We start from the raw sequence: 26917 nt of genomic DNA, 5'->3' as shown, positions 1-26917 counted from the left end.
TCAAATATTATTTTTTATTTTAAGCTGTCTTCAATCTCTTTCATTTCTTTTTCTTTAAGGTCAACAACAACTTCACCATCTTTTGTATCCTCTTTTAAAGCAGATTTTGCTTCTTTAGAATGATAAAGTTCTGCAATTTTTTTATACGTTTTGTTATCTTTATCTTTAGAGTTAACAGCAATGATGTTGATATATGGTTTAACTGCATCTGATTTCGCATCTTCTAAGTAAATCGGATCTTTCTTTGCATCTAATCCTGCTTTTGTTGCAACCCCGTTATTAATGACTGAAATATCGACATCAGAAAGGGCACGTGCTGTTTGTTGTGCATCTACGGCTTTGATATCTAAGTTTTTAGGGTTAGATTGAATATCTTTGATTGAACTAGATAAGCCGAAATCTTTTTTCAGTTTAAGTAATCCTGCTTTTTCTAGAAGTTTGAGTGCACGCGCTTGGTTAGAAACGTCATTTGGAATCACGACTTTGGCGCCGTCTTTCACGTCTTTAATGTCTTTTACTTTTTTCGAATAGACCCCAAGAGGTGCTAAAACAGAAGTACGAATCGGTGTAATATGAGTCCCTTTATTCGCTTTTTTAAATTCATTCAGAAATGCAAAATGTTGGAATGCGTTCATATCAATATCCCCATCGTTGAGCGCAGTGTTTGGAACGTTGTAATCTGAAAATTGTTTGATTTCCAAATCGATATTGTCTTTTTTTGCCAATTCCTTTACTTTTTCCCATGCTTTTGTATCATTTGAAGCAACACCAATCGTCACTTTTTTTGTATCATTTTTACCACAGGCGCTAAGTACCAGTACAGCAAGAACTAAGAGTGTCAGTAATTTTTTCATCTCATAAAACCCCCGATTAATGTCGACGTACTTTTTTCGCAAGTACGTTGCCGACAGATTGTATTAATTGAACAATAATGACTAAAACCACGACCGTAATCACAATGACAAGTGTGTCAAAGCGTTGATAACCATAGACAAGGGCCATATCCCCGATACCGCCACCACCAACAGCACCGGCCATAGCAGTTGCCCCGATCAGACCAATAATGGCCGTAGTAATAGACAAGATAAGTGATCCCAGTGCTTCAGGTAAAAGAAAGTACCGAATGATTTGCATTGGCGAAGCCCCCATCGCATGTGCAGCTTCAATGATACCTGCATCTACCTCTAGCAGTGAATTCTCAACTAATCTCGCAATATAAGGGGCGACATAGACAGTTAAAGGAACAATGGCAGCCGTTGTGCCAATCGATGTGCCTACAATTAATTTTGTAAAAGGAATAATCGCAATTAACAAAATGATAAACGGAATAGATCGCAATATATTAATCATTAGATTTAAAATATGATGAATAATGGCATTAGGCCATATTCCATTTTGTCTCGTAACAACGAGTAGAATGCCTAGCGGTATCCCAATAATAGCACCGAGAACAAGGGCAAACGTGACCATATATAATGTTTGATACAGCGCTTCGAGTAACTGAGATGTTTCGATTGATGAACCTAACATGATGGTAATCCCTCCTCGTATTGAATGTGATGTGTTTCAAAGTATGAACGAGCATCGCGTTGTTGAGCAGGAGTTCCTGTTACTTGGAGCCAGAGATATCCTACAGTTTCATTTTGTATGTTAGCTGTAATCGCATGAATGACGTTCACTTTCACATTGATTTCTTGAATGAGATCGTTGAGAATCGTATGTTTAATTTGCGAAGGTTCAATAAACAGTTTGTATACTGTGTCATCTTCATGGAGCTGTATATCTTTAATCACAGAAGGGGAAGGTAACGTATTGATGACTGTCGATACAAAACGTTGTGCTGTAGATGTCTGTGGCTGGCTGAATACACTTTTAACAGTGTCGAGTTCAATGACGTGTCCGTTTTCCATAACCGCAACACGATGACATATTTTTTGGATAACACTCATTTCGTGTGTAATGACCATAATCGTTACACCAAAAGTTTCGTTCGTTTTTTTCAATAAATCGAGTATTGAGTCAGTTGTGGCTGGGTCTAAAGCACTTGTGGCTTCATCACAAAGCAAAATTTTAGGACGCGTAATTAAAGCGCGGGCAATCGCAACACGTTGCTTTTGTCCACCAGAAAGTTCTGTCGGAAACTGATTCGCTTTACCAGCTAAATCTACAAATCGCAACATTTCTTCCACACGTACTTTAATCTCTTCCATAGGCACTTTACTTAAAATTAAAGGCATCGCCACATTTTTAAAAACCGTTTTTGAGTTGAGTAAATTGAAGTGCTGGAATATCATTCCAATCTCTTTTTTAACCGTACGCAGTTGGGCAGCTGAATATGTATTTAAATGATGACCGTCAACTAGAATATCTCCCGACGTTTGTTTTTCTAACTGATTAACAAGGCGGACGAGGGTACTTTTACCGGCACCACTGTACCCAATAACACCAAAAATATCCCCTTTATTAATTTTAAAGTTAACATCTTTAAGTGCTTGCACAGTCGTACTTTTCTTTTTAAATGTTTTATTGACATTTTTAAATTCGATCATGGCAACCTTCCTTAATTCCGATTTAAATAATAAGTAATGTCTGTATTTTATGTGATGTACAAAAAATAGTCAACACAATATTTAGTATTTTCTGAAAAACTATAAAAAAAGACTTAAATTGACTTTGCTCGAGCAAAGTTTGATTTAAGCCTTTAAAGTGGACATATTTTAGCGACGCCAAAAAGAGGAGCTGTCTTTCTTGTCTTTGATATTGAAATCAATGATACGATAAAGCAAATCGTAGTTGACTTCGTCCGTCCATTTGATTTTTAGAAACATTTTTGTCATTTGATAGCCAGCATCTTTAATGTCATCTGCAAATGTATCTAAAGTATATTTCTCAGGTGAAATTGCAAAATGGGGTTTAGCTTTACTAAAGCCCAAGATGAAAGAACCATTGTCCTTATACAATAACATGGGTTGGTTCCATTTTATCTCCATAGTAAGTTCAGGGTAGTTTTCTAAAATCGTTTGTAACACATTTTTAAGCTTTTCACGATGTGCCTCTTTATCGATGGTTTCTAAAAAGTCATCTAAAGTTTCCATTTGTATTCCCCCATTAAATATTTAAGACGATGAGTGTACGACTTACACTCGTATTGTAACACGTCATGTAGAAAAGAAAGGGTTTATTGTAAACTTAAAATATAAATTAATTTACAATTATGGTATACTGGCTTTTATATGAGGAGGAATGGTTATGAAAATTGCAGAGCAAATATTAAAAGGTTCAGCTTTAACACCAGAGGAAGCATTTGACTTATTTACGAATCCAACCTATGACACCATGGACCTTGTACATGAAGCTTATCAATTACGTAAACATTATTATGGTCACAAAGTAAAATTAAATATGATTTTAAATGCTAAAAGTGGAATTTGCCCTGAAGATTGCGGCTATTGTGGCCAATCACGTGAAATGAAGGAAAAACAGCGTTATGCATTAATTCCTGAAAATCAGATTACAGAAGGTGCGAAAGTCGCGGCTGAAAATGAAATTGGCACATATTGTATCGTTATGAGTGGTAGAGGACCAAGTGATAAAGAGATTGATCATATTACATCCTCAGTCGAACAGATTAAGGCTGAGCATCCGCAATTAAAAATATGTGCTTGTTTAGGTTTAACAAATGAGGAGCAAGCGGGTCGTTTAAAAGCTGCTGGTGTAGATCGCTATAACCATAATTTGAATACAAGTGAAAATTATCATGATGAAGTTGTGACCACACACACGTATAAAGATCGTGTAGATACGATTGAAATAATGAAACAAAATCATATTTCGCCTTGCTCAGGTGTTATTTGTGGTATGGGAGAATCTAACCAAGATATCGTCGACATGGCCTTTGCATTGAGAGATATTGATGCTGATAGTATACCGGTGAACTTTTTGCATCCAATCAAAGGGACTAAATTTGGAGATATGGATCAACTGACGCCAATGCGTTGCTTAAGAATACTCGCGTTATTCCGTTTGATCAATCCAACAAAAGAGATTCGTATTGCAGGAGGTAGGGAAGTTAATCTTCGTTCTTTACAATCAACAGCCTTAATGGTTGCGAACTCTATCTTCGTTGGTGATTATTTAATTACTGGAGGTCAACCGAATCAACTGGATTATGATATGATTCGCGATATGGGATATGAAATTGATTACGGTGCTAAACAAAGTGAGATGGAAAGTGTATAAAGTCTATTAAGTAATGCCATTCAGAATATGACATCAAAAAAGCTGATTGACATTGCATCAATCAGCTTTTTGACATGATTTAAAACTTTAGTTTCTGATGAGATAGTCAAATGCTGACAATGCAGCTGTTGCGCCTGATCCCATTGAAATAATAATTTGTTTGTAACGTTGGTCTGTGCAATCCCCAGCTGCGAAGACACCTGGTACATTTGTATTACCAAGACGATCAACTTCAATTTCGCCCATACGGTTACGTTGAACAGAGTCGCCTAACCATTCTGTATTAGGAGATAAACCGATTTGAACGAAAACGCCATCTAAGTCGATGTGTTTGTCTTCTTTTGATTGCATATCTGTATAAGTCAGACCGTTTACACGATCATCACCTGTAATTTCTTTCGTAGCTGCATTAGTAATAACTTGTGTGTTTGGTAATGATTTCAAACGCTCTTGTAAGACAGAGTCTGCTTTTAACGTGTCAGAGAATTCTAATACTGTGACATTTTTACAAATTCCCGCTAAGTCAATAGCAGCTTCAATACCAGAGTTTCCGCCACCGATAACTGCAACATCTTTACCTTCAAATAGAGGGCCGTCACAGTGCGGGCAGTATGCGACACCTTTGTTCGTGTATTTTTCTTCACCTGGTACCCCAATTTTTCTCCAGCGTGCACCTGTACCGATGATTAATGAACGTGTTTCTAGAACAGCACCGTTATCAAGTGTTACTGATACAGTTTTGTCTGTTTTTTCAAGTTGTTCTGCACGAACACCTTTCATAACATCGATATTGTAGTCTTTAATATGTTCTTCTAAGTTAGTTGATAATGATGGACCCGTTGTTTTCTTAACACCGATTAAGTTTTCGATATCTGCTGTATCGTTGACTTGACCACCAATTCTATCAGCGACAATACCTGTTGTGAGCCCTTTACGTGCAGCATAGATTGCTGAACTTGCACTTGCAGGACCGCCACCAATAACAAGTACATCAAAGACTTCTTTGTTTTCAAATGCAGATGCGTCCGGACCTTGACCGAGTGTACTCAAAATATCTGTTACAGTCATACGGCCATTACCGAATTGTTCACCATTTAAGAAGATGGCAGGTACAGCCATGATGTCTTCTGCTTCTTCTTTAAATACAGCACCATCAATCATAGTGTGTGTAATATTAGGGTTCAATACACTCATTAAGTTTAATGCTTGAACAACATCTGGACATTTATGACAAGTTAAGCTGATATAAGTTTCAAAGTGAAGTGGTTGTTCAATAGATTTGATTTGATCAATTACAGATTGTTCTTCTTTCGGAGCACGTCCACTGACTTGTAAAAGTGCAAGAACGAAAGAGTTGAATTCATGACCAAGAGGGACACCAGCAAATGTGATGCCAGTGTCCTCTCCAGGTCTATTGATACTAAAGCTAGGTGTACGCTTTAAATCAGCTTTTTCTACTGTAATTCGAGATGACATTTCTGCGACTTCATTCACAAGGTTATCGACTTTTTGTGAATTTTCATCAGAACCTGTACTTGCTTTAAGTACAACGTCACCTTCCATCAAATCAAGAAGTTGCGATAATTGTTGCTTCAATTCTTGATTTAACATGCAGCATAGCCTCCTTAAATTTTACCGACTAAGTCTAATCCTGGAGTTAAAGTTTCGCCGCCTTCTTCCCATTTTGCTGGGCAAACTTCACCTGGATTTTCACGCACATATTGTGCAGCTTTGATTTTGTGAACAAGTGTACTTGCGTCACGGCCGATACCGTCTGCATTGATTTCTGCAGCTTGTACAACACCGTCAGGGTCAACGATGAAAGTACCACGTTGTGCAAGACCTTTTTCTTCATCTAATACATCAAATAAACGTGTGATTTGTTGAGATGGGTCACCAATCATTGTGTATTCTAATGTGCTAATTGCGTCTGAGTGATCATGCCAAGCTTTGTGTACGAAGTGTGTATCTGTAGAAACAGAGTATACGTTTGTACCAAGTTCTTGTAATTTCGCATATTGTTCTTGAACATCTTGTAATTCAGTTGGACATACGAAAGAGAAATCTGCTGGGTAGAATACAACAACACTCCAGCTACCTTTTAAGTCTTCGTGTGAAATTTCAACAAATTCATCTGTTTTTGCGTTGTAAGCTTGTGCTGAAAATTCCTCGATTTGTTTACCAATTAATGACATAATCGAAATCCTCCTATTATATGAATCATTATTATTTTAGATTAGAATGTAAAGACGTCTCGTCTTAATTATAATTCCTTATTAATAATAATTCTAATCTCAATAGCTATTATGACATGGAACATGCTTTCCGTCAAATAAATATCATTGTTGAAAGGGACATACACTAAGAAAGACAGTGGAATCAGCGTTTTTGCCATAGTTAGCGCGATTAAAGCGATAAAAATTGAGACTTAAATTCTAATAAATGTATCATCTTAATGATGAAAAAGGCTTGAAATTGGATAATAAAGGCGTTATAAATTTTATTCTAAAAAGTGTTAAACAATTCAAATGAGGGATTAATAAGACGCCTGCTAATATCATTTACGGATGCTGATTCTCAATTACAAGTATATAGTATGAAAATATATAACCGCTCAATCCGCAATGATTATTTAATAATGAGGCATTATTTCTTAGGTTAAAATGTATTCATAGATAAGCACACCTGGTGCGATTAATAGTGAATACAATTCGATATAAATCGTATCCTCTGTTGTTATTTTTCTACGATTTAAGGGTATGCATGAGATGCAAGGGACATGCGTTTTCTTGAGTGTTTTGATAGGATATAGAAAAAGGATAAGGAGTGTTTATAAATGTCAGAATATGTGTATGATTTGGCAAAACGACATCACTCAGTTAGAAAATTTAAATCAGATCGAATCAGTAGAGACACGGTCGAAAAATTAATTGAGGCAGGACAAATGGCTTCAACTTCTAGCTATTTACAGACAACATCGATTATTGGTGTAGAAGATGCTGAAAAGAAAGAAGCTTTAAAAGAGGTATCTGGGCAGCCTTATGTCGTTGAAAATGGATATTTACTTGTTTTTGTGATTGACTATCACCGTCATCAGTTAATTAGTGAAAAGCTTGAAGCTAATATGGAAGATAGCTTTGAGTCAGCTGAGGGATTACTCGTAGGTACTGTAGATGCGGCGTTGGCGGCACAAAATATAGCACTGACTGCAGAAGATATGGGCTATGGTATTGTTTATTTAGGTTCATTACGTAATGATGTACAGCGTGTGAGAGAAATATTAAAATTACCTGAACATGTTTTTCCAGTGTTTGGAATGGCGTTAGGCGTACCAGCAGATAACGAAAATGGTTCTCCAAAACCAAGATTACCACGTGAACATGTCTTTCATATTGATACGTATTCACAAGATGATGAACAGTTATCAAAACAGCTTGAGGAGTATGATCGAGAAGTTTCGCAATATTATAGTCAGCGTACAAACGGTGAGCGAAGTGAAACGTGGTCACAACAAGTAGCGGCATTTATGAGCAGTAAGCAACGCACAGAAATGAAAGAATGGTTGCAAATGGCAGGTTTTAATAGAAAATAAATCAGCGAACTATTAATTGACAGTATCTAAAATCATAAAGTTTTAATAACAAAAACCCCTTCAAATCTTTTCCACACGTAAGATTGAAAGGGGTTTTGTTGTGATGTTATTAATGTTGTGGTGTTAATTCATCATAATGATTTGAATTAAACGTATCTTCATTTAGTTGTTTTGTTAATTTAGCTGTTCCAGTACCTGCTAACATTGAATCGTTAACATTTAGCGCTGTACGTCCCATATCAATTAAAGGTTCAACAGAGATGAGCACCCCAGCGAGTCCGACTGGTAAATTTAAAGCTGAAAGTACAAGGATAGATGCAAATGTTGCACCGCCTCCGACACCAGCAACACCAAATGAGCTGAGTACGACGACGATAACAACAGTTGCAAGGAATTTAAAATCAACCTCTACGCCAGCGACAGGTGCAACCATAATTGCTAACATGGCAGGATAGATACCCGCACAACCGTTTTGTCCAATCGAAAGACCAAATGAGCCAGAGAAGTTTGCAATGGCTTGAGGCACACCTAAACGGTTCGTTTGTGCTTGAACATTTAATGGTAATGTCCCGGCACTTGAACGTGAAGTAAAGGCGAATAAGATTACTTCGGCTGTTTTCTTCATATATTGAATTGGGTTTACACCAATGATTGCAAGAATGATTAGATGAATGATATACATTGTGATGAGTGCAGCATAAGACGCAATAACGAATTTTCCTAACGTCCAAATGGCAGCAAAGTCACTCGTCGCAATAGTTTTCATCATAATTGCTAAAATTCCATACGGTGTAAGTCTTAAAACAAATGTAACGATAGCCATCACAAGTGAATAGACCGCATCGATACCACGTTTAAGTGTATGCCCATTTTCAGGTTGTTTACGTGAAACGCGTAAAAAGGCAAAGCCGACAAAAGCCGCAAAGATCACGACAGCAATTGTAGATGTCGCACGTTGACCCGTAAAGTCTAAAAATGGATTAGATGGAATTAACTCTAAAATTTGAGCAGGTAATGTCGTTGCCGTTAATTCTTTTGCCTGACTTGCAATTTCAGAGCTACGTGCATTCTCAGCGTGACCGAGGTCAATGCTAGAGGCATCTAAATTAAAGACAACTGCATAAATAATACCGATGATTGCTGCAATTGCTACTGTTCCAATAAGGAAAGCAAAAATCAATCCGCCCATTTTGGCAAACTTTTCACCAATATCAATTTTCGTAAAAGCAGCAACAATTGAAACAAAGATTAATGGGATAACAATCATTTGCAAGAGTGCAATGTAACCATCTCCCACTAAGCCAACCCACTCTGTCGTTTTTGATGTGACTTTGCTATCAACACCATAAATGAGGTGGAGTAGAAGGCCTAATAAGATCCCTAAACCAAGTGCAGTAAAGACACGTTTAGGGAATTTAACATGTTTTTTCGTCATGAACCAAAGTCCAATAAGAGCGAAAATAAAAATAATTAGATTAATAATAGTTAAAAACACAGACATATCAAAATACGCTTCCTTCTTAATTCCGACTTATACAATAGGATAATAGGAAAAAAGTATAAAATCAAGCTTTATTTTTTATCTGAGCAATTTTGGGCGAAAAGGGCGTAAGCTGTTCTTTCGCTTTAGCATGGCCGTCAATCAATTTTGCCATCAGTGAACCTGCTATAGGTGAGAGTAAAATACCGTTTCGATAATGTCCTGTGGACACATAAAGATGGTCTTCAACCTCTCCCATAATAGGTTCTTGGTTAGGTGTGATAGGTCGAATGCCCGTCCATGTTTTAATCACATGATGATTTTTGAGTTGCGGAATCATAGACAAGCTCTCTTGATCTAACCATGACAAGTTGTTCTCATTATTTTCAATGCTCCAACTATCGAAGTCTGAGGTCGCACCAATTAAGAAACGATTAGGCAATTTGGGCACGATGTAACAACCATTCATATTAAAAATGGTTTCCTTCAATCCTTTATAACAAGAGGCAATCAGTTTAACGTCACCTTTAACTGGTTGAGTAGGTAATTGGATATGAAGTTGTTGGAGTAACGTCCCAGACCAAGCGCCTGCAGCAATAATCAATTCATCTGCTGAAAAGTTGCCTTTAGATGTGATGACTGTATAACCGCTGTGATGACGTTCGACTTTTAAGACTTCGGTCTGTGTCATGAGTTCGATATAGTCGCGCTTTATAACGGAAGCAATCAGGGCTTTCGTATAGGTGTTTGCATTAATTTGCCCGTCATCTTGGATTTTAAAAGCAGCACTTTGGTTAGGATTGAGTTTTGGGAAACGTTGTTTTAGAGCGTATTTTGAGAGTTGTTTAATTGTGTGATCTTGGCTATGTAAAAATTGGAATTGCGCTTCTACTGCTTGGATATCTTGTTTTTGAGAGGCAACTTTAATTAGGCCGTATTTTTGGTATTCAATATTAATTCCAGTTTCTCGCTCGAGGTCGGCTGCAACTTCAGGCATCATTGCACGACTTTCCATAGCGAGGTGATACAGTGGATTGGCTTCGAAAAACTCGTTCTGTGCACCAAGCATGCCTCCCGCAGCGTACGACGCATTCATTCTTGGTGTGTAACGATCGATAATCCGAATATGTCGGTTTTGAGAGGATAGCTGTCTTGCAATGGATAAACCCATAACACCGGCACCAATAATAATTGTTTGTTTCATAAAAAAAGCCTCCTGCATGAAAGGATGCAGGAGGAACACGTATATGATTGAAATAAATGATTGAGTCATCATTAAAATGAGTTGAAATAAGTTCATTGTCATCATACGCTTTCCTTCGTTGGTTCTAACCACCTCAGGTTCAAAGAGTTAAGATACATTCTTTCTCAGCTCGCCTCGAGCACCCCTAGCATATAAATTTTTATTTGATTTCATTAATTATTGTAACTTTCATATTAGAAATATGCAAGTTACGCAAAGGTTGAATCGCTTTAACCACCGAATAAACGTTGGAAGAAGCCTTTCTTTTCATTGCTTTGAATCGATTGCGCAAGTGCCTGCTGTTCTTTAGTTTGAGTCTCGATGCTTTGTTGTGTTTGACTCCATTGTTCACTTTGTTCCTTTTGTGCGGCTGTCAGTGATTCAAGGGACTTACTATTCGATTCAAGTTGTTGATTTAATTGGGTATGTAACGCTTTTAATTCTTCTTGCTGTTGATGAACTTGGCTGACCATCTGACCTAACATTTGACGTTCTTCACGCATTTTATTGATTTCATTGCGTAATTCATTGATAAGTTGAGGCACTTGTTGATCGCTCGGCAAGTGTTGTTTATCTTCTTTGACGATAACTTGTAGAAAGTCTTTTTCTTGTTCTAACTCTTCAAAAGCAAGATCATAACTATTTGTACGTGCAACACGTTCTGTTATCTCTTGGAATAATTCAATATCTTCTTCTTTAAAATCAGTCGCTTCTCGACCACGGTATTCTGTTTTATTTAAATGGTAACCACGTTCTTCAAGATGCTGTACGATTTTACGTACTTGCTTTTCACTTAAGCCTGATCTTTGGGCAAATTCTTTTGTCAGCATATATCATTAGATCCTTTCTATTCTTTTTAGACGTACGGAAGTGTGCGTTCAGTGACCCGTCAGTCTGCCTCTCTCATTATTTTAACGGCTTTAAGCATTGATTTCAAGGTCTTATGGACGATGTTCTTTGCGTAAACCCATTTTGACAAGTAATGGATAAATGATACGTCGTGGTATTTGATTCGCATACACATATTTTAAAATGTAGCAGGATTTAACACTTGTACCAAAAATATCCTTAGTTAAAGGAATATTGCCTTTCACATATAAATCTAAAGGAATGGGCTTACCGTTACGATCTAATGAAGGTTGTAAGTATGTAATTTCAGTTTGCTTTTCGTAGCCGTTTTCTGTTAAAAAGTGACGACGGAAGTTAATTTTTCTTGCTGTTTCTTCATCAACATCGTTAGATTCAAATGTAGATTCAAACATAAAGAAATTAACGTCACGACCGTGAAGTTGGTTAGATATACGATTCAGCTCATGCTCAATCTGTTCTAAAGTCGTTTTCAAGCAGGCTTCACAATCTTGGCTGTGTTGTGCAAGAAGATAAATAATAAAGCCGACATTTGTCGTCGCTTCATAGTGGGCTGTCGCCAAGCTCACAATCGCGTCGTCTTCAATACCAACAATAAATACGAAGTCATGTTGGGTTTTATCTGTTTTAAGTGATCGCGCAAAAACAGACGCATCTTCTGTAACAAGATGGTCTAATTTATTTTTATAGAATGCTATTGCTGGCTCATACCATCGATCATGCGTAGATTTAATATGTACAAAGTTCATGTTACGTCACCTCTTTTAAGTTAACTCTCGTTTATTCTTGCAAGTATATAGGGTCATTGCAATGATGTAGCAATACATATAGATAGTTGAGGAGTCATTTGTGACTGTTTTTTCTGATAAAATAGATGACTAAGTTGGACTATTCATGACTGACCATGATGTCAAAATAAAGGATAAACAATAAGGGAACGAGCGAGAGTGTATGGAAATTAAGTGTTTCTATAAATCTCCATATTTATCTCATATTCCCGTCCCCATCATTGATTATGAAATCATGCAGTAACAATAGAACCTAGCGCCCAATCGATTTATTCAATATCCCCTTTATGTTCAGAAGGAGCATGTTTGTCATCATCTGGCGTTTGATATGCAGCATTATTTTCTGGAACTTCATTGCATTCGTGATCAACTCTTTGCGCGATGATTATAATTTTATTATTCATAATGTCTTGTTTAAGGTCCTCTCGCTCATTTTCAGAGAAATTATATTTAGACAAAGCGGCCTCTTCAGCATCTTCACCGATAAAAAAGCGCATAAATTTATCACTGACTGTTCCGTTAGTTGATTTGTGTTGAATTTGTGAATCATTGAATCGATCTGTTTTCAATTTTTCTCTGCTTAATACCACGATTTCGCTTTCTTTTAGACCTTCTTTTAATAGTAAATCAACGTATTGAATTGCATCATCTTCTGTGCGTGCAACTTTATATTTTTCTACTTTATATAGTGCCATACGTGTGACGCCTCCCGATCGTGTTTTGTAATTACACTACCCTTATACTCCGTTGTATAAACGGTTTTATAATGCTATTATGCGCTTAAACAGCACTTTACGCAACGAATTTCCATAAATTTCTGAATACAATAGATTTAGGACGATGCTATTGCGAAAGAGGGTTAAATTTGCTATTATCAGTAGATAATTTATCAAGCTCATATAATCTGAAGAATACGGCTTTAGAAGTTTCTACCATGTTGCCTTAAACGACATGACTATGAGTAATGGTACATCGATGTAGCGTGCTTAATTTATCCTTTCAATCCCGTTGTTCGTATATTTTCGAATTGTCACACAATATTTTGGGTTGGAGACCTGTTATAGCGCCACTTTACAACTGTATGACTATTACTCGTATACCTAAAACGTCATTCTTTAGTTTTGGGTATTTTTGATATCATTTTAATCGAGGAGGAATAGGAGTGGACGCATTAAGAAAAAAGGTCATTGAAGATGGTGTTGTCATTGATGAAAAGATTCTCAAAGTCGATGGATTCTTAAATCATCAAATCGATGCTGGCTTGATGTATGACATAGGTCAAACGTTTCATAATCAGTTCGCAGACCAAGGTGTGACTAAAATTTTGACGATTGAAGCATCAGGGATTGCACCGGCCATTATGGCAGCGCATCGTTTTACTGTTCCTTGTTTGTTTGCCAAAAAAGCGAAACCAAGCACATTAAACGCAGGGTACTATCAAACAGATGTACATTCATTCACTAAAAACAAAACGAATACAGTGATTATCTCTGAAGAGTTTTTATCTCCAGAAGATAGAGTATTGATTATTGATGACTTTTTAGCCAATGGAGAAGCTGCGTTAGGCTTACATCGTTTGGTTGAGCAAGCAGGAGCGACAACAGTGGGTGTGGGAATTCTAGTAGAAAAGAGTTTTCAACAAGGACGTTCACGATTAGAAGAGGCAGGCTTAACTGTATCATCGTTATGCCAAGTTGCTTCATTAAAGGGGAATAAAGTAACTCTAGTAGGAGATACAGAATGATGAAGCGATTTTTGTTAAGTTTACAACATTTATTAGCGATGTATGCAGGGGCGATTCTTGTTCCGATTATTGTTGGGACAAGCTTACATTTTACAAATGAACAAATTGCGTATCTTGTCACAGTCGATATTTTTATGTGCGGTGTAGCGACATTTTTACAAGTCTATCGTGGTATCGGTATAGGATTGCCTGTTGTTTTAGGATGTACCTTTACTGCGGTTGCACCTATGATCTTAATCGGACAAACGAAAGGTATTGACGTTTTATATGGGTCACTCTTTCTGTCTGGTTTATTAGTTATTTTAATTGCACCATTTTTTGCTTCACTCGTAAAACTATTTCCACCTGTTGTAACTGGAAGTGTTGTTACAATTATTGGGATCACTTTGATGCCTGTTGCAATGAATTATATTGCAGGGGGTCAAGGTGCAAAAGATTATGGTGATCCAAAACACATTTTACTCGGTTTTGCGACACTCATTATTATTTTGATTTTACAACGCTTTGCGCGTGGTTTCTTAAAATCCATTGCCATTTTGTTAGGTTTAATCTTAGGTACTATTTTAGCAAGTGTATTTGGGTTAATTGATATAGCTCAAGTAGGACAAGCCCATTGGTTTGAATTACCTAAGCCGTTCAGATTTACAGGATTTGCTTTTGACTTTGGTGCAACATTAGTCTTTTTCATCGTCGCATTAGTGAGTTTGATCGAATCAACAGGTGTTTACCATGCTTTAAGTAAAATTACTGGTAAGAAACTTGAACGTAAAGACTTTAGAAAAGGTTATATGGCAGAAGGTATGGCGATTACTTTAGGTGCTATCTTCAATGCATTCCCGTACACTGCTTACTCTCAAAACGTGGGTCTTGTATCCCTTTCAGGTGTTAAGAAAAATGATGTCATTTACGGCATGGTTATTTTATTAGTCATTTGTGGCTGTATCCCTAAACTGGGCGCATTGGCTAATATTATTCCACTCTCTGTACTGGGCGGTGCGATGTTGGCAATGTTCGGTATGGTCATGGCATACGGTGTACGTATTCTCAATGATATTGATTTTAAAAATCAGAATAATTTGTTGATTATTGCCATATCGGTCGGTCTAGGTGCAGGTATCACAGCAGTACCTGAAGCATTTAAAGCACTAGGAGATCAGTTTGCATGGTTTACACAAAATGGGATTGTTTTAGGGACAATATCAGCAATCCTCTTGAATTTATTTTTTAATGGTATTAACGCTCAACAAAACGATAAAAATGTGAAATAATAATAAGTAATAATTTGAATGGAGGCTGTAAATAATATGTGGGAAAACAAGTTCGTAAAAGAAGCACTCACTTTTGATGATGTACTTTTAATTCCAGCAGAATCAAATGTGTTGCCAAAAGAAGTAGACTTAAGTGTTGAATTATCAGAAAAAATCAAATTAAATATTCCAATTGTATCAGCAGGGATGGATACGGTAACAGAGTCTAAAATGGCGATTGCTATGGCAAGGCAAGGTGGCTTAGGTGTTATTCATAAAAATATGAGCATTGAGCATCAAGCAGATGAAGTACAAAAAGTGAAACGCTCAGAAAATGGTGTCATTACAGATCCATTTTTCTTAACGCCTGAAGAAAGCGTCTATGAAGCGGAAGCATTAATGGGCAAATATCGTATTTCTGGTGTTCCTATTGTAGATAATAAAGAATCACGTCAACTTGTTGGTATCCTAACAAACCGTGACTTAAGATTTATAGAAGATTTTTCAATTAAAATCTCTGATGTCATGACGCAAGAAAATTTAATTACAGCTCCAGTTGGTACAACACTTGAAGAAGCGGAAGAAATTCTTCAAGACCATAAAATTGAAAAACTCCCTCTTGTTGAAGATGGTGTTTTACAAGGTTTAATTACAATTAAAGATATTGAAAAAGTACATGAATATCCTTATTCAGCAAAAGATAGTCACGGTCGCCTCCTTGTTGCCGCTGCTATCGGTATCGCAAAAGATACAAGCATTCGTGCTGAAAAATTAGTTGAAGCCGGTGTAGATGCATTAGTTATTGATACAGCACACGGTCATTCACGTGGTGTTATTAATCAAGTTAAAGAGATTAAAGAAAAATACCCAGAAATTACAGTGATTGCAGGTAACGTTGCGACTGCTGCAGCAACAAAAGCATTGTTTGAAGCGGGTGCAGATGTTGTGAAAGTGGGTATCGGACCAGGTTCAATTTGTACGACACGTGTCGTAGCGGGTGTCGGCGTTCCTCAAATTACAGCTGTTTATGACTGTGCAACAGAAGCACGTAAACACGGTAAAACGATTATCGCTGACGGTGGTATTAAATTCTCTGGCGATATCGTTAAAGCGTTAGCTGCAGGTGGCCATGCTGTTATGTTAGGTAGCTTGCTTGCAGGTACAGAAGAAAGTCCAGGTATGGTGGAAGTCTTCCAAGGTCGTCAATACAAAGTTTACCGCGGTATGGGCTCATTAGGCGCTATGGAAAGTGGTTCTAACGATCGTTACTTCCAAGAAGACAAAACACCTAAAAAATACGTACCAGAAGGCGTTGAAGGACGTATTGACTACAAAGGGCCATTACAAGATACAATCTACCAATTAATTGGTGGCGTTAAGAGCGGTATGGGTTACACAGGTTCACGTGACCTCAAAGCATTACGTGAAGAAGCACAATTTACGAAAATGAGTGCGGCAGGCTTAGCAGAAAGTCATCCACACGATGTTCAAATTACAAAAGAATCACCAAACTACTCATTCTAATTGGTAAAGGAGTACAAATAGTATGGAAATGGCAAAAGAACAAGAACTCATTCTTGTCCTCGATTTTGGTAGTCAATACAACCAATTAATTACGCGTCGTATTCGTGAAATGGGCGTTTATAGTGAATTACACGATCACGAAATGCCAATTGAAGAAATCAAAAAAATGAACCCTAAAGGTATTATTTTATCAGGGGGTCCTAACTCAGTTTATGCTGAAGATGCTTTTACGATTGATCCTGAAATCTATAATTTAGGCGTACCCGTTTTAGGTATTTGTTATGGAATGCAACTGACAACGAAATTACTCGGTGGTAAAGTTGAACGTGCCAATGAACGTGAATATGGTAAAGCAATTATCAATGCAAAATCTGACGAGTTGTTCTTTGGCTTACCTGAGGAACAAACTGTTTGGATGAGTCACTCTGATAAAGTGATCGAAATTCCAGAAGGTTTTGAAGTGATTGCGGACAGTCCAAGTACACAATATGCAGCGATTGAAGATAAAAAACGTCGTATTTATGGTGTACAATTCCACCCAGAAGTGCGTCATACAGAATTTGGTAATGACTTACTACGCAACTTTATTCGTCGTGTATGTGGATGTACAGGTGAGTGGACAATGGAAAACTTCATTGATATTGAAGTCCAAAAAATCCGTGACAAAGTAGGAGATCGCAAAGTTTTATGTGCGATGAGTGGCGGTGTTGATTCATCTGTTGTTGCGGTATTATTACACAAAGCGATTGGTGATCAATTGACATGTATCTTTGTTGACCATGGACTTTTACGTAAAGGTGAAGGCGACATGGTAATGGAACAATTCGGTGAAGGCTTTAACATGAACATCATTCGTGTAAATGCTAAAGACCGATTCATGTCGAAACTTGCGGGTGTTTCTGATCCAGAGAAAAAACGTAAAATCATTGGTAATGAATTTGTTTATGTTTTTGATGATGAAGCGTCAAAATTAGAAGGTGTCGATTTCTTAGCACAAGGGACACTTTATACGGACGTTATTGAGTCTGGTACAAAAACAGCACAAACAATTAAATCTCACCACAATGTAGGTGGTTTACCAGAAGACATGGAATTCGAATTAATTGAACCGATTAATACATTATTTAAAGATGAAGTGCGTGCTCTAGGAATTGAGTTAGGTATTCCAGAACATTTAGTATGGAGACAACCATTCCCAGGCCCAGGATTAGGTATCCGTGTACTTGGTGAAATTACTGAAGACAAATTAGAAATCGTACGTGAATCAGACGCGATTTTACGTGAGGTCATTCGCCAAGAAGGTCTAGAACGTGAAATCTGGCAATACTTTACAGTATTACCAGACATTCGCTCGGTGGGGGTCATGGGAGACTACCGTACTTATGACTATACAGTGGGTGTCCGCGCAGTCACATCGATTGATGGGATGACAAGTGACTTTGCACGCATCGATTGGGAAGTCTTACAAAAAATCTCAACACGTATCGTAAATGAAGTCAATCACGTTAACCGCGTTGTTTACGACATCACATCTAAGCCACCAAGTACGATTGAGTGGGAATAATTAAATAGTATGAATGAGAGGCTAGAATCGACGTTGTTATGCGGTTTCTAGCCTTTTTGTTTGTACTTTTAATGCTACGCAATCCGCTATAAATGTAAGGTATAGCCCTAAGATACATTTTCAGTTGTCAATAAACTGTTGAAGAATGTTGAAATACAAAATTACATTAAGGGTCAAAAAGAAAAGATACTTGATGAGGGTATACTAGAAGTCAAAGAGTTATTGTATTTAATGAGTAGAACTGCAATAGGAGAAGAAACTGAAACGAGAGAAGTTGTCGTTAAACGTGGTGAGTATGTCCGTAACCCAGATACAAATAGAATGAACGTAATTTATAACGAGCATGTAGAAACGATTGATGTACCAGCTAAAATAAGTGATCGTAACAAAGCGCGTGAAATGTTAGCAAAGTATCATAGCTTATTTACAGATAAATTAGATGTGAGTCTTGTAGCGCCAGAATTTGTTGATGATATTCAGTAGATGATTAATGCAGAACCACTGCCTTTTATTAGGTGGTGGTTTTTTATGGAAAATTGAATACAGTGTTAAATGTTAAAAATTTATTCGGGGATACTCAAGAAAGAACTAGAGAAAAAAAGAATTGGAAGAGCTTGCTGGCGTTATTAACAACAGTGATTAGCAGAGTCCAAGTTTGGACTTTGTTAATTCAAATGATAGTATATTATCTAATGAAACTTATCCAGTTAAGGAGGTTTATTATGAGCGGAAAAGATCATAACATGCCTAAATCGCAACAAACGTTATTAGCTATAATAATTTTTGTGTTTTTACTTGAAATCATACTGACAGCTTTTTTCATTTCATTTAGTTCGCCTATTTTCAAAGGATTAACGATTATACATGGAATATTAATTGTTGTATTTCTTACTAGGCAGATCAAAAGAAAAGGTTTTTGATATATTAATAGAATTATTTTTAATATGTGAACACCCTTATTATTTAGGGTGGTTTTTAATAAAGGTTTTTTGTGTTAAATATGATGTGAATTTGCTAAAGCGGACTATGTAATTAAGAATTAGTGTTTAGATATCAATAATACAGTTGAAAGAAAACGATAATATGATAGGCTAAATATCGGGATGTTTATTAAGGGATTGTTTAAATCCTGAATAAAGGGGTTTTTACAATGTACAAAAACTTAAGAAAAATTGCCACTGCTAGTATTGCGACCTCTCTTTTGATTGGGCCTGTTTATTTTACGGTAGAATCAGGTAAAGCTAATGCTGAAACTGTTAAAGCAGTTGATGAGGAAATGAAACAAAGAGAAAAAATTGGAAATGCTTTATTAGAAGAAATAGATAATAGTAAACAAGACTTTAAAGATCCGAGTGTGGCTGAAAAATTAAAAGGACAAGTTAGAGATTATAAAAATGGGGTAGCAGAGAGAGGTAAAGCTACTATAACGGCGAAAGCTGGAGCTAAAGCTATAAGAGCTACTGTTAATAAAATTGGAGAGAAAGCTTGGAATAAATTAGTTGCTAAAATAGAAAATACTACTGGCACAAAGTTAGTTATGTTCCATTATCAAAGTATTAATAAGTTTTGTGACATTTTAACGGGGTTTGAAGGTAATTTAGCTGATGGTATAGCTACAGGATTAACTAATAATTTTGGTTTCAATAAACAATTTGCTTATATTGTAGCTAGAGCATTCATTGCTATTGTATTGTAGGTGTACTTGTGATGAGCACCAATAAAAAAATCTATTTGGCGTTTTTAGTAATAACTTTTATTATTTATATATCTTTACCTGTTATTATTGGGGAGAATACATTTGATGCTCGCTTGTTTGTTATTTTCCCTTTACTGTTTTTTGGAGCATTCTTGTTTTCATCTAATAACAAAAAGAAATAAATTAACCCCCATAATTTAAGATGGGTGTTTTGTCCTTTGAAATAAACATAGCTCATGTTGGGTTATATTTACTGATATCGGAGTCGTAATTTAATACGGCTCTTTATTTATGTTTTAGAAATCAGTGAATGGGTAAAATTAAGTATCTTGTGGCTAACCACTTATAAAATTCTCACTCATCGTTAAAGCGACCTGTAAAAGGGTCTTTTTTTATTTGTGATGAATATAAGTACACTAAAAAGACTGTATGAACGATTCGTTAATTTCGTTAAATATGACATCATGTTAAACGCTAAAGATTTAATTGGAGATATTCAAGAAAGAGCTAGAGAACAAAGAATTGGCAGAACTTGCTGGAGTTATAACAACCCCAGCTTTAGGATACCTTTTGATAATTAAATTTTTCGCAGCTTCGTATAGTTTTTTGTTCGATATTCATATAATTAAACTTACTGTAATTTAAGAGAACCAGTGTCTCAAAAATTGTTTATTAGTTATTAATATTGGGTAATTGAGAGAAAAATTTTAGATAAATAAGCATGTTTAATAGTAGATGAAGTAATGGTTATGGAGCAGCTTACGAACAATGTTACGTTTGTAGTGTAATTAATATATTTAAAGTCATAATTGAAGTATAAATTTGACTATTACAAGAATTCTTGTGGTAAAAAGTATAATATTTTAAATTTAGCTGTACGATTTACAAAGCTATATAAGAGAAAAATCGAAATACATCCGAGTATTAAAAAAGTAAGTTTGTATAGGGAGAAACACTTTCACAATAAAATAGAAACGTTCTTCAAGGGCATAAAGTCTTTTAAAGTATAACAACTGTGCACTTAAATTTTCGTATTGCATATTTACTCGTATATAGATATGAAAGAATATTGAAAGTATATTATGATATTTTAAAATATCTAGGAGGGATCAATATGAAAATTTTTTCGAAAGTGTTTATATGTACAATAATAATGTCCTTGATTTTATCTGGGATTGGGAGTTCAAATACGAATGCATCTAATAAAATTATCAAAGAAGATATAGATGTAAATAAAAGCGTTAAAAACACAAAAATCAGTGAGAATAAAACTGGCGAAGTATCACGTCTTTCTGCATCAATAAATAATGATGAAATAAATTTAGATACTGTATTAACTAATGACTTCAATACAGGAGACATTAATTTATCTGGGAAAATCTCTAATTTAGAAGAATCTAAACAAGTAGATTATACTGTTGATTTAACCTATGCGGATGAAGAAGATATAGCTGGATTTTTAATAGATAATTCAACTGGTGAGGAGCATGAATTTGATACAAGATTGGCCGAGGCTTCTGCTGCACCTTTAGTAGTAGTGGCAGTTATGGCTGCAAGATATGGTATCCAATGGGCTATTAAAAAGTATGGTAAAAAAGCAGTGAATAACGCTATAAAATCAAATACGCATAAAGTAGCGAAAGGAATAAACTCTAGACTTCTAACTAGTAAAGGAGTGGATATCGGAAAATTTACACAAAAAGTAAAGGGGAAAAATCCAGTTTATAGAGATCCTAAAACTGGGTGGTCAATTTCAAGGAATAAAGGACAGTCTCATGGAGGATCGTATTGGAAATTGTTGGATAAAAGCGGTACAAGAAAAGCGACTTTAACTAAAGATGGAAAAATACTTCGTAAATAGGATGATTTATAAAAATGGATAATATTATTAATTGTATGTCAGTAAGTGATTTAAATTTTTCTGAAGCCGAAAATGCAATTCATTTAGATTTAAGTGAAGGTGAATATCCTTTTTCAGATGATGGAAAAAGCTTTAACAAAAATTATTTTACAATAGTTCATAGAAACTCAATTCAAATCTTACAAGATTTATTTCATCAAAGTAATAATATTGATATAGTTCTAGTATATTATTTATATGGGAATTCATTTAAAAAAACTAGGTTCAAAGAAAAGTTTAGTTATTTCAATAATGACGAAACACCAAGTTTTAGAGAATATACTAACAATGAAGGCATTCAGTGTTTTGTGTTTGCTTATAAAAATAAAAGTTTGAAGGATTTAAATTATAAAAAGTTAGCGAGAGCGATTTGCAATCAAGATTTTAAAGGTTTATTCCCGACGATTAATCAGAAAGATAATTACTTAGATATATATTTAATGGATAGTGAAAGAGGCATATTGTACCATTTGTATGATGATAGGGGGCTTTGGCTATATTTTATAAATAAGCAGTCATATATAAATTACTCCCAAAAATACAGCAACCTCTTGTTTGATGTAAGCGATGAAATTGATTAAAATTTATTTAATATTAATAATACTAATTTTATCATCTATATTCATATGTTTGAACTATAATTGCAAGAATGAAAAGACTAAAATTGCAGTTCTAGATACAGGGATTGAAAAGAAAGCTATTAATAGCAATGTAATATCTCGTGATTTCACTTTAGATAACTATAGAAATAGCGTACACGCTAATAAAATTTCAAAGATTATAGAGTATAGAGCTGATATAGTTATTTATGATGCTAAAGTTTTGAACCGTTATGGCAACGGAAGAGTGGCGGATACTATTTCAGCACTTGATTGGGCAATTAAACATGATGTAGACATTATAAATATGAGTTATGGATTTACTAAAAATTATCCTGAGTTACATAAAAAGATAAAAGAGGCTCATGAAAAAGGTATTATTATTGTAGCAGCTAACGGTAACGATATTTTTGGAGGTCAAGAATTTCCAGCTGCATATAATGAAACTATATCGGTTGGAGTATTGAATAAGGATGGTTCAAAATCTGTTTTTAATTCTAACGATGATGCCGACGTATATATTTCGGTTGATAAAAAGTTGTCTAATAACGTTGAAAATACTTCTATGGCTACAGCATCTGTGTCTAATAATTTGGTTAAAGTATGTAAAAGAGACTTGAAAAACATGGACAAAGGTGAAATCCTTAAGTTAATTAATGAGTTAAATTAATTAGTTACAAAAACTATAATAATTATATTTACACAAAAGTTAAAAGCTGAGAATCACTTTGGTTCTGCTTCCAATTACAGCATAGATAATCTCACACGTTGCAGGCAGTGAATACGTAATTGAATACGTTAATTATGAAGTGATGTTAATTGATGAGAAGTATTTAGCTGTAAAAACACTGTAATATCAATTGTTATAAGTTAATATAAACTAGCGAAAAACACTCATTTCATCGAGTGGGAATAATAACATAGTATAAATGAAAGGCTAGAGATACCGTTGTGATGCGGTTTCTAGCCTTTTTTGTTTAGCGTTGAATACGTAATGCTAAAAATTGATAAAATTTGCGAACTTTTGAGCTACTGTTCTACATAGCCTTAGTATAATGTTTCTGTTCATCGGTGCGAGTGTTTGCGTCCGATTTCCTTCAGATTCCACTTCACAATGGACACCCTTGTCTTTCGCTAACAGTTCCTATTATCAAGCCTGTAACGGACTTTCATCGACAAGTTGTTACCCATCCCGGACGCTCTAAAAATGCCGACAAGTCCGCAGTCTTTGTCGGCAGTCTGACACGATATTACAAATTGTATCGTGCTTCCATGATATATGAATTAAAAATTTAACTTAGTATTTAACATTTTAATCAATTCTTCAGAAGCGCTAATGACATCAATCGTATCAACACCAATCTTTAATAAAGATTTATCATCATAAAAAATGATAAAAGGTTGAATCTGACTGTTCTTGATATACATGCAATAATTTAACACTTCTGTAACATCTATATTGTATATACTAGAAATGATATATTTTTCATAACCGCAATGAATATTTTCACGCCAATTTTTTATATTAATATACCATCCAAGTCGAGTCACCTCTCTTTTACAATAAGGTGAGATAATTTTTGATAGGAATGAACTATTAATCTTTGACTTAAACGATAATCTTATTATTTCTGCAAGGTCTCTCTTTTGAATCGAGTCAATATCCCATCTTATTTTGTAATTATCTTCAACTTGAAAATAAGGAGTTTCACTGTTTAAGTCAAATTGAACTACTAGATTTTTAAGTTTAATCTCCATGATTAATCTCCAATTCTTTTTAAATTAGCTTCATATGTGGCAATACGTGTTTGAGTAGAAAACTCTGACTTGTTTTTCAGCGACTCCCATGCCGTCTCATTTGTTTGTTGTGGAACTTATATAAACCAATAGGGATAACGTAAATATGCGTGAGTAGAGATTTTTATATAAAAAAAGAGGCAACCGTCGCAACAGTTAACCTCAAGTACACTCCGCAGATGTGTACCGCTATTTGTTTATGATTATACATTTTCATTAACTACATATCAAGAAAAATTATTTATATAATGATTAATTTGCCTTAACTTATTGAGTACATCTGTACCTATAACCTTATCATAAGTACTTACATTAAGGCTTTGCCTTAATTCATTAAGATTTTGCTTCAAAAGATCTAACTATTTTTCTTAGTTCTGTTTTATTATAACCTAAGGAAGCGCTTATTAAGATAATTACTGCTAAATAGTCAACAATTCTATTAAAATGGATATCTTTCACATTCATTTTAATATTAAAATATTCTGTAAGTTGTTTTCCAACGTTATTTTCTTTGAATCTACAGTCAAATAAACCCCTATTATGTGCTATAGCATTTCTAAGACCTTTTAAGCAGTCAATTAAATCACCAATTAAACTATCATTCTTATCGAAAGAAGAATGATATAAACCTAAGTCAGTTATAATAGGAAGCTTCAGAGTTTTAACCAAATCACTCACTAAGTTATTTCTCCTATTAGAGCTGGGCCCCTTTTACTACCTACTCACTATTTATTTTTCAACAACAACTCACTACTTAATTTGCTAAAAAATAAGACTTAATTCTTTCCTTCTTTTCTTTAAATGATTTTTTAATTTTCAGCCTCTAAGTTGATAAAGTAAATATGATTATCCGTCCATCCTTCAAATTCATATATAAAATTCTTTCGAGTACATTCATATTCAAAACCAGATTTTTCTAATAGCTTGATCGAAGGGATATTGTCTATATTTACGTGAGCTTCAAGTCTATGGAATTTAAGAACACTACTCGCTATATAGAGTATTTTTTTAATTGCTTCATAGGCATAGCCATTGCGCCAAAACTGATTATGTACAAAGTAACCACATTCGCCCCATTGAAAGTTTTCACGTCTTATCGTTGCGATATCAATCATACCTAAATGTTGTTGATTATGCTTATCGAATATAGCAAAAATATACATTTGGTCATTTTCAATAAATTCTTGATGCTTTTTGACAAGTCCGTTAAACCAAGGTTTTGTACATTCTGACATGTCTATAAGCCCGTCATCATATTTATGTTTTGAAGGCTTTCTATCATAACCATCTTTCATAATCACTGTTCTTCAGAGGCCGTATTTCTAATCGATTCGTTGTAAAAGATAAATTTTTGTTGTTCATATAATGAGCACCTACCACTATGTCATATTTTTATTATCATTGAATGAATCACGCGTGAGAATTAGACCGAATATGTTGAATTTATAGAATCTGCGCACAAAATAGGCAAATCATAAAAACGCTTACTTTCTTAGTTTAACAATACATTCACACAAGTAAATATAGCAAGTATATGTATCTATAAAAGAAACCCTTCATAATTAGAAAAACCATAACATGTCTAAATCTCAGTAGTTATTGTTAGATTCAGTTATCTTTATATTTTGCTAGAAAGTAAGAATAAAAACTTTTAAATAAAACCATTGATGATGTTTTAGTGACTAACAAAAAATAATATTGAGCTTGTAAATGTGACCTTGAAACATGGGAATATGAGAAAAAACGCTGATAAAATTGTTCAAGAAAAATGAATCTCCTAAAAAGGAAATTAAGCGGCTCTATTAAGTTTCTAAAAACATGAGTGCTTTGGAGCATTCGCTTGAAAATAACGATAAAGTTGCTTTTGACAAATCAAGAGCCGCTAAACATATGAAAAGGTCTAAGGCGGTTATTATAAGAAACGAAAGAAAAATTGAAGAAAAGCAATCCTTCATTGATAATGTTGAAAAGTAAGTGTTACCATTACGTGATTTTTCTATATTTATAGATTACGAATTATTTAGATTATTGTGTGGTAGATCAACTGATAGAAACATTATCAAATGCGCGCCCCACTATGATTTTTATCGATCATAATGAATACTTCAGAAATGCTTTAGCGACGCAGAAAGTTCATCTATCATCATTATAATTAATTATTAAAATAGTTGTGAAGGTAAAAAAGTCTACCGCTTTCATGTTAGTTCATATTTTAACAATCAAGGTCGAATAATGATTGGAGGATATGACACAATAAACCTTAAGGACATGATTTTAGATATGTCAAATAGAGAGGACACAAATTAATGGCTTTGAGGAGATATTGAATATGTCTAAAAAAACTAAACTAGCTCATAACGCCGCCTATAATAGAATGTTAATTGTAATTGGAATTTTATCCTTTATGTTCTTTTATTTTGCTATTGGTGCAGGGTATTTATCTAGCTTTACTATTGCTTCTCTCCCTATTATTGTCGGTATCGCTAATTTAAAAGAAATAAGAAATAAACACAAAAGCTAAATAGGATTGATAGCAGATATGATAAAAAAGATAAGATACATCATAAGAAAGTGAGGTTCTTTGTCAACGTCGGTTGGCGAGACGATAACGCATTAAGTAACGTTATTTTGTTGTTT

The 26917-nt window shown here is 35.0% G+C and carries 27 protein-coding genes and 2 riboswitches; of the genes, 13 read left to right on the top strand and 14 right to left on the bottom strand.

Annotated elements, in window-relative coordinates:
- Positions 1 to 14: 14 nt before the first annotated feature.
- The 4 genes from gmpC to KM149_RS11885 form a co-directional block, all read right to left on the bottom strand.
- The gene (gene gmpC / locus KM149_RS11900) at positions 15 to 854 is read right to left on the bottom strand and encodes a dipeptide ABC transporter glycylmethionine-binding lipoprotein (protein ID WP_050331880.1); all 840 of its coding nucleotides are present in this window, start codon (positions 852 to 854) and stop codon (positions 15 to 17) included.
- Between the two features lie 16 nt (positions 855 to 870).
- Positions 871 to 1530, bottom strand: coding sequence for a methionine ABC transporter permease (locus KM149_RS11895; RefSeq protein ID WP_241415425.1), 660 nt, complete (start codon positions 1528 to 1530; stop codon positions 871 to 873).
- Complete coding sequence (locus KM149_RS11890; protein WP_216342135.1) at positions 1524 to 2549, bottom strand: methionine ABC transporter ATP-binding protein; 1026 nt, start codon at positions 2547 to 2549, stop codon at positions 1524 to 1526. The genes KM149_RS11895 and KM149_RS11890 overlap by 7 nt, the downstream gene beginning before the upstream one ends.
- 168 nt (positions 2550 to 2717) lie before the next feature.
- Positions 2718 to 3095 carry an iron chaperone gene (locus KM149_RS11885; protein WP_165546174.1) on the bottom strand — a complete coding sequence of 126 codons (378 nt, stop codon included), beginning with the start codon at positions 3093 to 3095 and terminating at the stop codon, positions 2718 to 2720.
- 154 nt (positions 3096 to 3249) lie between these two features.
- Here KM149_RS11885 and bioB point away from each other — a divergent pair, with 154 nt between their 5' ends.
- A complete protein-coding gene (bioB, locus tag KM149_RS11880) occupies positions 3250 to 4239 on the top strand; it encodes a biotin synthase BioB (RefSeq protein WP_050346160.1) in 990 nt (329 codons plus the stop codon).
- A gap of 87 nt (positions 4240 to 4326) precedes the next feature.
- Here the strand turns inward: bioB and ahpF are convergent, their stop codons facing one another.
- Positions 4327 to 5850, bottom strand: coding sequence for an alkyl hydroperoxide reductase subunit F (gene ahpF, locus KM149_RS11875; protein ID WP_050346159.1), 1524 nt, complete (start codon positions 5848 to 5850; stop codon positions 4327 to 4329).
- 14 nt (positions 5851 to 5864) lie between these two features.
- Positions 5865 to 6434 carry an alkyl hydroperoxide reductase subunit C gene (gene ahpC, locus KM149_RS11870; RefSeq protein ID WP_214971927.1) on the bottom strand — a complete coding sequence of 190 codons (570 nt, stop codon included), beginning with the start codon at positions 6432 to 6434 and terminating at the stop codon, positions 5865 to 5867.
- A gap of 641 nt (positions 6435 to 7075) precedes the next feature.
- Here ahpC and nfsA point away from each other — a divergent pair.
- Positions 7076 to 7831: an oxygen-insensitive NADPH nitroreductase gene (gene nfsA, locus KM149_RS11865; RefSeq protein WP_165546173.1), complete on the top strand. Its 756-nt coding sequence runs from the start codon at positions 7076 to 7078 to the stop codon at positions 7829 to 7831.
- Positions 7832 to 7940: 109 nt separating this feature from the next.
- Here the strand turns inward: nfsA and KM149_RS11860 are convergent, their stop codons facing one another.
- The 5 genes from KM149_RS11860 to KM149_RS11840 all read right to left on the bottom strand — a co-directional run bounded on the left by KM149_RS11860 (position 7941) and on the right by KM149_RS11840 (position 12904).
- Positions 7941 to 9332 (bottom strand): L-cystine transporter, encoded by a 1392-nt coding sequence (locus tag KM149_RS11860; protein ID WP_050346158.1) that lies wholly within the window; start codon positions 9330 to 9332, stop codon positions 7941 to 7943.
- A 64-nt stretch (positions 9333 to 9396) separates the two neighbouring features.
- Entirely contained in the window at positions 9397 to 10515 is a 1119-nt protein-coding gene (gene thiO / locus KM149_RS11855) for a glycine oxidase ThiO (protein WP_165546172.1), read from the bottom strand.
- A 93-nt stretch (positions 10516 to 10608) separates the two neighbouring features.
- A riboswitch (TPP riboswitch) is annotated at positions 10609 to 10711 on the bottom strand.
- A gap of 73 nt (positions 10712 to 10784) precedes the next feature.
- Positions 10785 to 11384, bottom strand: a complete 600-nt coding sequence (locus KM149_RS11850) for a DNA-binding protein (protein ID WP_050331871.1) — start codon at positions 11382 to 11384, stop codon at positions 10785 to 10787.
- Between the two features lie 111 nt (positions 11385 to 11495).
- The gene (locus KM149_RS11845) at positions 11496 to 12170 is read right to left on the bottom strand and encodes a hypothetical protein (RefSeq protein ID WP_165546171.1); all 675 of its coding nucleotides are present in this window, start codon (positions 12168 to 12170) and stop codon (positions 11496 to 11498) included.
- A gap of 308 nt (positions 12171 to 12478) precedes the next feature.
- Positions 12479 to 12904 (bottom strand): general stress protein, encoded by a 426-nt coding sequence (locus KM149_RS11840; RefSeq protein ID WP_214971930.1) that lies wholly within the window; start codon positions 12902 to 12904, stop codon positions 12479 to 12481.
- Positions 12905 to 13084: 180 nt separating this feature from the next.
- A riboswitch (purine riboswitch) is annotated at positions 13085 to 13187 on the top strand.
- Positions 13188 to 13371: 184 nt separating this feature from the next.
- On the opposite strand from KM149_RS11840, the gene xpt reads away from it, so the two are divergent.
- From xpt to KM149_RS11790, 10 genes are all read left to right on the top strand, one after another.
- Positions 13372 to 13953, top strand: a complete 582-nt coding sequence (gene xpt, locus KM149_RS11835; protein WP_182361743.1) for a xanthine phosphoribosyltransferase — start codon at positions 13372 to 13374, stop codon at positions 13951 to 13953.
- Positions 13953 to 15221, top strand: a complete 1269-nt coding sequence (pbuX, locus tag KM149_RS11830; RefSeq protein ID WP_182280895.1) for a xanthine permease PbuX — start codon at positions 13953 to 13955, stop codon at positions 15219 to 15221. Before xpt ends, pbuX begins: the two co-directional genes overlap by 1 nt.
- Positions 15222 to 15257: 36 nt before the next feature.
- Positions 15258 to 16724 (top strand): IMP dehydrogenase, encoded by a 1467-nt coding sequence (gene guaB, locus KM149_RS11825; RefSeq protein WP_182280896.1) that lies wholly within the window; start codon positions 15258 to 15260, stop codon positions 16722 to 16724.
- Between the two features lie 22 nt (positions 16725 to 16746).
- Positions 16747 to 18288 (top strand): glutamine-hydrolyzing GMP synthase, encoded by a 1542-nt coding sequence (gene guaA / locus KM149_RS11820; protein ID WP_214971933.1) that lies wholly within the window; start codon positions 16747 to 16749, stop codon positions 18286 to 18288.
- Positions 18289 to 18426: 138 nt separating this feature from the next.
- Positions 18427 to 18771, top strand: coding sequence for a terminase small subunit (locus KM149_RS11815; RefSeq protein ID WP_342589315.1), 345 nt, complete (start codon positions 18427 to 18429; stop codon positions 18769 to 18771).
- A 239-nt stretch (positions 18772 to 19010) separates the two neighbouring features.
- On the top strand, positions 19011 to 19208 hold the full coding sequence (locus tag KM149_RS11810) for a hypothetical protein (protein WP_050346245.1): 198 nt from the start codon (positions 19011 to 19013) through the stop codon (positions 19206 to 19208).
- Between the two features lie 230 nt (positions 19209 to 19438).
- Positions 19439 to 19984, top strand: a complete 546-nt coding sequence (locus KM149_RS11805) for a hypothetical protein (protein ID WP_165546168.1) — start codon at positions 19439 to 19441, stop codon at positions 19982 to 19984.
- 1114 nt (positions 19985 to 21098) lie between these two features.
- Complete coding sequence (locus KM149_RS11800; RefSeq protein WP_105989224.1) at positions 21099 to 21845, top strand: SAR2788 family putative toxin; 747 nt, start codon at positions 21099 to 21101, stop codon at positions 21843 to 21845.
- Positions 21846 to 21859: 14 nt separating this feature from the next.
- Positions 21860 to 22465: a DUF3885 domain-containing protein gene (locus tag KM149_RS11795; RefSeq protein WP_096547248.1), complete on the top strand. Its 606-nt coding sequence runs from the start codon at positions 21860 to 21862 to the stop codon at positions 22463 to 22465.
- The gene (locus KM149_RS11790; protein ID WP_096547250.1) at positions 22452 to 23153 is read left to right on the top strand and encodes a S8 family serine peptidase; all 702 of its coding nucleotides are present in this window, start codon (positions 22452 to 22454) and stop codon (positions 23151 to 23153) included. The genes KM149_RS11795 and KM149_RS11790 overlap by 14 nt, the downstream gene beginning before the upstream one ends.
- Before the next feature lie 614 nt (positions 23154 to 23767).
- On the opposite strand, the gene KM149_RS11785 is transcribed toward KM149_RS11790, so the two are convergent.
- From KM149_RS11785 to KM149_RS11775, 3 genes are all read right to left on the bottom strand, one after another.
- On the bottom strand, positions 23768 to 24241 hold the full coding sequence (locus KM149_RS11785) for a hypothetical protein (RefSeq protein ID WP_060830444.1): 474 nt from the start codon (positions 24239 to 24241) through the stop codon (positions 23768 to 23770).
- A gap of 372 nt (positions 24242 to 24613) precedes the next feature.
- Positions 24614 to 24958: a hypothetical protein gene (locus tag KM149_RS11780; RefSeq protein WP_214896758.1), complete on the bottom strand. Its 345-nt coding sequence runs from the start codon at positions 24956 to 24958 to the stop codon at positions 24614 to 24616.
- Between the two features lie 131 nt (positions 24959 to 25089).
- The gene (locus KM149_RS11775; RefSeq protein ID WP_425353684.1) at positions 25090 to 25575 is read right to left on the bottom strand and encodes a GNAT family N-acetyltransferase; all 486 of its coding nucleotides are present in this window, start codon (positions 25573 to 25575) and stop codon (positions 25090 to 25092) included.
- A 1034-nt stretch (positions 25576 to 26609) separates the two neighbouring features.
- Between KM149_RS11775 and KM149_RS11770 the strand changes: the two genes are divergently transcribed.
- A complete protein-coding gene (locus KM149_RS11770; RefSeq protein WP_060830441.1) occupies positions 26610 to 26801 on the top strand; it encodes a hypothetical protein in 192 nt (63 codons plus the stop codon).
- The last annotated feature ends 116 nt before the right edge of the window (positions 26802 to 26917 follow it).

Origin of the sequence: Staphylococcus coagulans, assembly GCF_022557135.1 — a bacterium.
In the GTDB taxonomy this organism is placed as follows: Bacteria; Bacillota; Bacilli; order Staphylococcales; family Staphylococcaceae; genus Staphylococcus; species Staphylococcus coagulans.
This window is presented reverse-complemented; position numbering and strand designations above follow the sequence as displayed.

Bases quoted from the DNA above. Each gene is read 5' to 3' on its own strand.
- KM149_RS11785 (WP_060830444.1), bottom strand. From the start codon at position 24,241: ATGGAGATTAAACTTAAAAATCTAGTAGTTCAATTTGACTTAAACAGT.
- KM149_RS11850 (WP_050331871.1), bottom strand. From the start codon at position 11,384: ATGCTGACAAAAGAATTTGCCCAAAGATCAGGCTTAAGTGAAAAGCAA.
- KM149_RS11845 (WP_165546171.1), bottom strand. From the start codon at position 12,170: ATGAACTTTGTACATATTAAATCTACGCATGATCGATGGTATGAGCCA.
- pbuX (WP_182280895.1), top strand. From the start codon at position 13,953: ATGAAGCGATTTTTGTTAAGTTTACAACATTTATTAGCGATGTATGCA.
- KM149_RS11800 (WP_105989224.1), top strand. From the start codon at position 21,099: ATGAAAATTTTTTCGAAAGTGTTTATATGTACAATAATAATGTCCTTG.
- KM149_RS11805 (WP_165546168.1), top strand. From the start codon at position 19,439: ATGTACAAAAACTTAAGAAAAATTGCCACTGCTAGTATTGCGACCTCT.
- KM149_RS11810 (WP_050346245.1), top strand. From the start codon at position 19,011: ATGAGCGGAAAAGATCATAACATGCCTAAATCGCAACAAACGTTATTA.
- KM149_RS11895 (WP_241415425.1), bottom strand. From the start codon at position 1,530: ATGTTAGGTTCATCAATCGAAACATCTCAGTTACTCGAAGCGCTGTAT.
- nfsA (WP_165546173.1), top strand. From the start codon at position 7,076: ATGTCAGAATATGTGTATGATTTGGCAAAACGACATCACTCAGTTAGA.
- KM149_RS11790 (WP_096547250.1), top strand. From the start codon at position 22,452: ATGAAATTGATTAAAATTTATTTAATATTAATAATACTAATTTTATCA.
- KM149_RS11775 (WP_425353684.1), bottom strand. From the start codon at position 25,575: ATGAAAGATGGTTATGATAGAAAGCCTTCAAAACATAAATATGATGAC.
- KM149_RS11795 (WP_096547248.1), top strand. From the start codon at position 21,860: ATGGATAATATTATTAATTGTATGTCAGTAAGTGATTTAAATTTTTCT.
- bioB (WP_050346160.1), top strand. From the start codon at position 3,250: ATGAAAATTGCAGAGCAAATATTAAAAGGTTCAGCTTTAACACCAGAG.
- KM149_RS11885 (WP_165546174.1), bottom strand. From the start codon at position 3,095: ATGGAAACTTTAGATGACTTTTTAGAAACCATCGATAAAGAGGCACAT.
- KM149_RS11770 (WP_060830441.1), top strand. From the start codon at position 26,610: ATGTCTAAAAAAACTAAACTAGCTCATAACGCCGCCTATAATAGAATG.
- KM149_RS11860 (WP_050346158.1), bottom strand. From the start codon at position 9,332: ATGTCTGTGTTTTTAACTATTATTAATCTAATTATTTTTATTTTCGCT.
- KM149_RS11890 (WP_216342135.1), bottom strand. From the start codon at position 2,549: ATGATCGAATTTAAAAATGTCAATAAAACATTTAAAAAGAAAAGTACG.
- gmpC (WP_050331880.1), bottom strand. From the start codon at position 854: ATGAAAAAATTACTGACACTCTTAGTTCTTGCTGTACTGGTACTTAGC.
- ahpC (WP_214971927.1), bottom strand. From the start codon at position 6,434: ATGTCATTAATTGGTAAACAAATCGAGGAATTTTCAGCACAAGCTTAC.
- ahpF (WP_050346159.1), bottom strand. From the start codon at position 5,850: ATGTTAAATCAAGAATTGAAGCAACAATTATCGCAACTTCTTGATTTG.
- thiO (WP_165546172.1), bottom strand. From the start codon at position 10,515: ATGAAACAAACAATTATTATTGGTGCCGGTGTTATGGGTTTATCCATT.
- KM149_RS11840 (WP_214971930.1), bottom strand. From the start codon at position 12,904: ATGGCACTATATAAAGTAGAAAAATATAAAGTTGCACGCACAGAAGAT.
- guaB (WP_182280896.1), top strand. From the start codon at position 15,258: ATGTGGGAAAACAAGTTCGTAAAAGAAGCACTCACTTTTGATGATGTA.
- guaA (WP_214971933.1), top strand. From the start codon at position 16,747: ATGGAAATGGCAAAAGAACAAGAACTCATTCTTGTCCTCGATTTTGGT.